6 protein-coding genes are annotated in these 5,429 nt (G+C 43.8%); 4 read left to right on the top strand and 2 right to left on the bottom strand.

The features are described from left to right. Positions 1-362: 362 nt before the first annotated feature. Complete coding sequence (locus MNV_RS07740; RefSeq protein ID WP_096204988.1) at positions 363-755, bottom strand: hypothetical protein; 393 nt, start codon at positions 753-755, stop codon at positions 363-365. Between the two features lie 304 nt (positions 756-1,059). On the opposite strand from MNV_RS07740, the gene groES reads away from it, so the two are divergent. Together groES and groL are read left to right on the top strand one after the other, a co-directional pair. Next, positions 1,060-1,329: a co-chaperone GroES gene (gene groES, locus MNV_RS07745; RefSeq protein WP_096204990.1), complete on the top strand. Its 270-nt coding sequence runs from the start codon at positions 1,060-1,062 to the stop codon at positions 1,327-1,329. Positions 1,330-1,338: 9 nt separating this feature from the next. Beyond that, positions 1,339-2,967, top strand: coding sequence for a chaperonin GroEL (groL, locus tag MNV_RS07750; protein ID WP_096204991.1), 1,629 nt, complete (start codon positions 1,339-1,341; stop codon positions 2,965-2,967). 48 nt (positions 2,968-3,015) lie between these two features. Here the strand turns inward: groL and MNV_RS07755 are convergent, their stop codons facing one another. Then, entirely contained in the window at positions 3,016-3,372 is a 357-nt protein-coding gene (locus MNV_RS07755; protein WP_096204993.1) for a hypothetical protein, read from the bottom strand. A gap of 491 nt (positions 3,373-3,863) precedes the next feature. Here MNV_RS07755 and MNV_RS19490 point away from each other — a divergent pair, with 491 nt between their 5' ends. Beyond that, positions 3,864-4,010: a hypothetical protein gene (locus MNV_RS19490; RefSeq protein ID WP_179293864.1), complete on the top strand. Its 147-nt coding sequence runs from the start codon at positions 3,864-3,866 to the stop codon at positions 4,008-4,010. Positions 4,011-4,026: 16 nt separating this feature from the next. After that, positions 4,027-5,316 (top strand): ArsB/NhaD family transporter, encoded by a 1,290-nt coding sequence (locus MNV_RS07760; RefSeq protein WP_096204995.1) that lies wholly within the window; start codon positions 4,027-4,029, stop codon positions 5,314-5,316. The last annotated feature ends 113 nt before the right edge of the window (positions 5,317-5,429 follow it).

Here is a 5,429-nt window from a genome sequence, read left to right on the forward strand (position 1 = left end):
TTACCAAAATCGTCGAAATTCAGGTATAAAGTAAAGAATAGATTACTCGAAGGTGCTTTCTGAAGTGAGGGCTTTGCTCGCCGAATCTATTCGAGACGTTGTTCGGAGTCAAGGGTGCACGTGGGGAAATTGACCGAAGATACAAAAACAAAAATCTCAAGCCGTTTTTTATTTCCCTTTTACTTGTCGCTTCAAAGTTCCCGTCTAATAAATCAGGAAGCCATGATGGGGATTTTTTCAATCTTCTTTTATAATTTTTCAAGTCAATTTCTGTGTTGCTGTTGAAAACGTATCTTACAAATATGAATGATTTACCATCAAATCCAATACCTAACTTTGTAGAAAGATGCTTTTTAAAATCTTCAAAGCTTTTGGATTCGTCCAAGCCTATTGATAAAAGGTACTCTATAAGCCCCCCCCTTTCCTTTTCTTCCTTCGATTGCTTCTTCAATACCTGCTTTGCTATCGAAATAGGCGAGCCTCTTAAACTCAAGAATTATGTTATCAAATAAAGAATCGATTCTTCCTCCAGTAAGAACTATTTTTTCGTTTTGTATTTTGATATTAACTCCCATCTCTTTTGTTAATTCTTTCAAGAAATTGTATGTCGCAAGCCTGATATCTTCTTCTCCTGTTGCTCCACGAAGCTCATCTTTTAGTGAAGCAGTGTATCTTTCTGCCTTCTCCCTCCCTATAACAAGAATGTCATCATTAAACGGATTTTTCCTTGCGCCTGCAATCAGTTTTTGCACCATATCTCTCGAACCCTTTCGACCAAAGCCAATTGTAATCATAATCATTATGATGATGTTAGTAATACTTTTATTTGAAGTAATTTATAAAGCTTTGCATCTATATGGTCATAATGACATTCCATTTTTTAGCACTCAAAGACCTTTGTAGCAACCGAATTTTGACAGCAACTCCAAACAACCGGAGCAACCGAAGACTTGACAGAGCCAAAATCAGCAACATATTTATAGAACTGCAAACATGAATAACCCGAAACTTTACAGTTTCATAAAATTTTTAAAAAAAAATCATTTGTGAGGTGAGTCTATGCAGATAAAACCATTAGGAAAGAGGGTTCTAATCAAACCTGTAAAAGAGGCTGAAAGAACTGCGAGCGGGATCTACATTCCCGAGACCGCGAAGGAAAAGAAAAAACAGGGAATCGTGGTTGAATTAGGCAATGTCGAAGAGAAGGAACTGCCTGTCAAGAAGGGAGACACGATATTATACGCCGGGTACAGCTCGGAAGAACTGGAAGTGGATGGGGAAAAATACCTCATTCTGGATATAAAGGATGTTATAGCAAAGATAGTGTAGGTGGAAACTATGGCAAAACAACTAATATTTAACGATGATGCAAGGCACGCCCTCCTGAAAGGGGTGGACCAGCTCGCCAATACCGTAAAGATAACACTTGGACCGAAGGGAAGGTACGTTGTCCTGTCAAAGAGCTACGGCAGCCCGACGATCTCCAACGACGGTGTCACCATAGCCAAAGAGATAGACCTGAAAGATCCCTACGAGGATATGGGAGCAAAACTGGTGAAAGAAGTGGCGACAAGGACGCAGGACGTGGCGGGTGACGGCACAACAACAGCCACTCTGCTTGCCCAGGCTATCCTGCACAATGGCATGAAGAACATTACAGTGGGAGCAAACCCAATTGAAATAAAACGCGGCATCGACAGAGCGACCGAGACGGTGGTAAAAGCCATCAAGAGCACAAGCGAGGAAGTCAAAACCAAAGAAAAGATAACGCAGGTAGCTACCATCTCAGCGAACAACGACGAGATAATAGGTAACCTGATTTCGGATGCCATGGACAAAGTCGGAGCCACGGGCGTCATAACGGTCGAAGAAGCAAAATCCATGGATACGACGCTGGAAGTGGTGGAAGGGATGCAACTGGATAAAGGCTACATCTCACCGTACATGGCTACGGACAAGGAAGGGATGGAAGCCGTACTTGAGAACACGCTAATCCTTCTGTACGACAAGAAGGTAAGTTCAATGAAAGAATTCCTCCCTGTCCTTGAGGCTGTGGTGAAAGAGAATAGACCGCTTCTTATCATCGCTGAGGATGTGGAAGGCGAAGCGCTGGCAACTATCGTGCTCAACATTATCCGCGGTGCCCTGAAAGTATGTGCGATCAAAGCGCCGGGCTTCGGCGATGAGCGCAAGGAAATACTGGAGGACATCGCCGTCATTACAGGCGGAAAGGTCATAAGCGAAGAGCTTGGCATGAAACTTGAGAATACAAAGCTCTCCGACCTGGGAAGCGCAAAGAAGGTCAGGGTGACCAAGGATAAGACCATCATCATCGAAGGTGAAGGCAAAACGGAGGACATACAGAGGCGAATCTCGATCATCGAAGGACGCGTCAAGCTTGAGGAGTCGGATTACAAAAAGAACGATCTTAAGAAGCGGCTTGGCAAGCTGTCGGGCGGCGTCGCGGTGGTAAACGTGGGTGCGGCTACCGAGACCGAGCTTAAGGAAAAGAAGATGCGTATAGACGATGCCCTGAACGCCACAAAAGCTGCTATAGAAGAAGGCGTGGTTGCAGGCGGAGGGATAGCCCTGCTGAGGGCTGCAAAAGAACTGGATAATCTCACCCTTGAGGGCGACCAGATGATAGGCGTGGATATCATCAGGAAAGCCATAGAAGAGCCGCTTAAGCAGATAGCTGCGAATGCAGGCAAAGAGGGTTCTGTTGTTATCGAGAAATTAAAAGCGGAATCAAATCCCAACATTGGCTACGATGCAAAGACGGATGCCTATACGGATATGATAGAAGCAGGCATCATCGATCCTGTAAAAGTTGTACGCACCGCGCTCCAGAATGCAGCCAGCATAGCAGGTCTGATGCTGACAACCGAGGCGCTCGTTGCAGATATTCCCGAAAAGAAGAGCGAGATGCCGATGCAGATGCCGGGACCTGAGAGCTATATGATGTAATAGCTCTTTTTTATTTTTTATATTTGGTTACCCCTGCGAGTACGCATATCAGCGATACAGGGGATGGGTTGCCCGTTCCAGGGATGTCTCCGAGGGGTCAAGTGTCAGTGCCACGAAAAAAATCTCCTGGTCGCATCTGCCTATATGTTCGCAATCCAGGCATGATGCCGTGAAAACCGGGCACATGGAAGGACTGTCGGCATACATGCATGGTCTTTCCTCTCCGCAGGCAAAGTAACCATTAAAGCCGATTTCGCACATATCATGGTTGGCATCATGGATCTCCTCATGAACCCTGTAGTCACATTCTCTGATGACCGATGCCTTTGGACATGCCTCCGGGTAAGGTATGTGTTTAACCCCATCTATGACTACGTGAGTATTGAGGATTTCATCAAACCTCATCCTGATATTCTTATGCTGAACTTATCTTAAACATAGCGGGGATTGTTCTTCAATAGTTTCTTTAATAACCTGCTCTCCATCGTCGCGCCTGCTTGACCCATGACGTATTCTTCCGTTTGAAGATGTCTTAAATTGCGAAAACAGACTACAATACTGCCTGAAGTCCGATAATTTTTTATCTTGATAAGATAATACTTATCCGTTCAGTCACGATAAATCTTTATAATTATGGTTGAAGTAAAGAGGCTATTGGACTATAACTTATCAAGGAATCATAATACATGACGAAAAATTTTATAAACTCTCGTAATTTATATAATATGCTACCTGAATTCTTCGTAAGCTTTATTAATGAGATTGGACATATCAGAATTTCAGTGAGAACATTGTTAGAGGGGCATTTATTTTACAATGGATAGATTGAATTTATTATGGTTTATAGAAAGTCTTAAATACTAATATGTTTAAAAATACTTTTCGGAGGATGAATCTTGAAGTATTGTGTTGATTGCAGATACTTCTCAACAAAAGTAAAAGGAAGTAATAGAGAGCAATACGACGGTTCCTGTACCCTGATTAAGAAAAATGTGTACGAGACCAACCGTGGATGCAAAGAATTCAGGGAAGAGCGCCTTTAGACCCTTTTAGACGCAATTGATTCAGCTTCTGGCAATTGCTGTTTTTGTATTGACCTATACACTGATAGTCATAAAGCCGAAAAGGATCAATGAAGCCCACGCTGCTCTAATCGGTGCAGGTCTCACGATAATTTTTTTGTTAAAACCACATCAAGTACTGGAAGCGCTGGGTATCTCCACTATAGAAGTGCCCCTGCCTCTTGTGACAACATGGAATGTCGTCATTATCCTCGCGATGCTGATGGTGATATCAACCTTTCTTGATGATTACGGGTTCTTTGAATACTGCGCATCCCGTGCGATACACGCATCAAAAAACAACGGAGAGAAGCTTTTCCTGTATACGTTCCTTGTTGTCTCCCTGATATCGCTCTTTGCGGGCAACGACGTGGTTATCCTGACCACAACTCCCATAATCCTGATTTATTGCAGGAACGCGGGGATAAATCCCAAGCCTTACATGTACATGTCCTTCTTTGCTGCCAATACCTTTTCAATGCCCCTGTATATCGGGAATCTTACCAATATCCTTATCGGGGACAGCTTCAAGCTCGATTATTTCGGGTTCACGAAGTATATGTTCTTTCCCACCCTCGCGGCAGCTCTTGTGAATTATCATCTGATAAAGTACATTTTCAGGAAGCAGATACCCGGAAGTTTCAAATCCACCGGTAATGGCAGGGTGCAGTTAAAGAATAAATCTTTTATCGCTCTTGGTCTTGCAGTGCTGCTCGGGGTCATCGTTCTGGGAGGCGTTGCGAATTACATGAAAATACCTCTTTCGGTAGTGACTTTGATCGGCGCTCTTATCCTGATAATTGCCGAGCGCCGCGCTGTTTACAGGTTGAAACGGGTCTCATGGAACGTAGTCCTTTTTGTTATCGGTCTTTTCATCGTTGTAAAAGGTCTTGAGGTGGGTGATGTCTCAGGTTTTGCCGGGGATTTGATATTTGCGAAAATAAGCGATAATGTTATGGTAGCCATATTCTCGGTATCATTGTTATCTGCGTTCCTGTGCAATCTTATCAATAATATCCCTATGACAGCCATGATGCTTTCGATTGTCCAGCACGCGAGTTTGCCTGCACAGATGAATACGGCAATGGCATACTCGCTCGTCATTGGTTCAAACCTGGGTGCCAATTTCACTACCTTTGGAGCGCTTGCCGGAATCCTCTGGCTTGAGAGCGCGCGCAGATACGGCTGGAGTACGACTATGACAGAAATTCTGAAGATAGGGTTGTTCGTAACTCCCATAGCTATCCTGGGCGCGAGTGTGGTTCTGGGGCTTGAGATGCTGATATAGTGATTATAGTGCATCCTGGATGAGACCCAAACCAGCTTTGTTAAATAAGAAGGGTTAAAATCCCTAATTCAAACATTCCCTGAATAACCCAAGTTTTACCCTTGGTTATGACA

Origin of the sequence: Candidatus Methanoperedens nitratireducens (assembly GCF_900196725.1) — an archaeon.
GTDB lineage: Archaea > Halobacteriota > Methanosarcinia > Methanosarcinales > Methanoperedenaceae > Methanoperedens > Methanoperedens nitroreducens_A.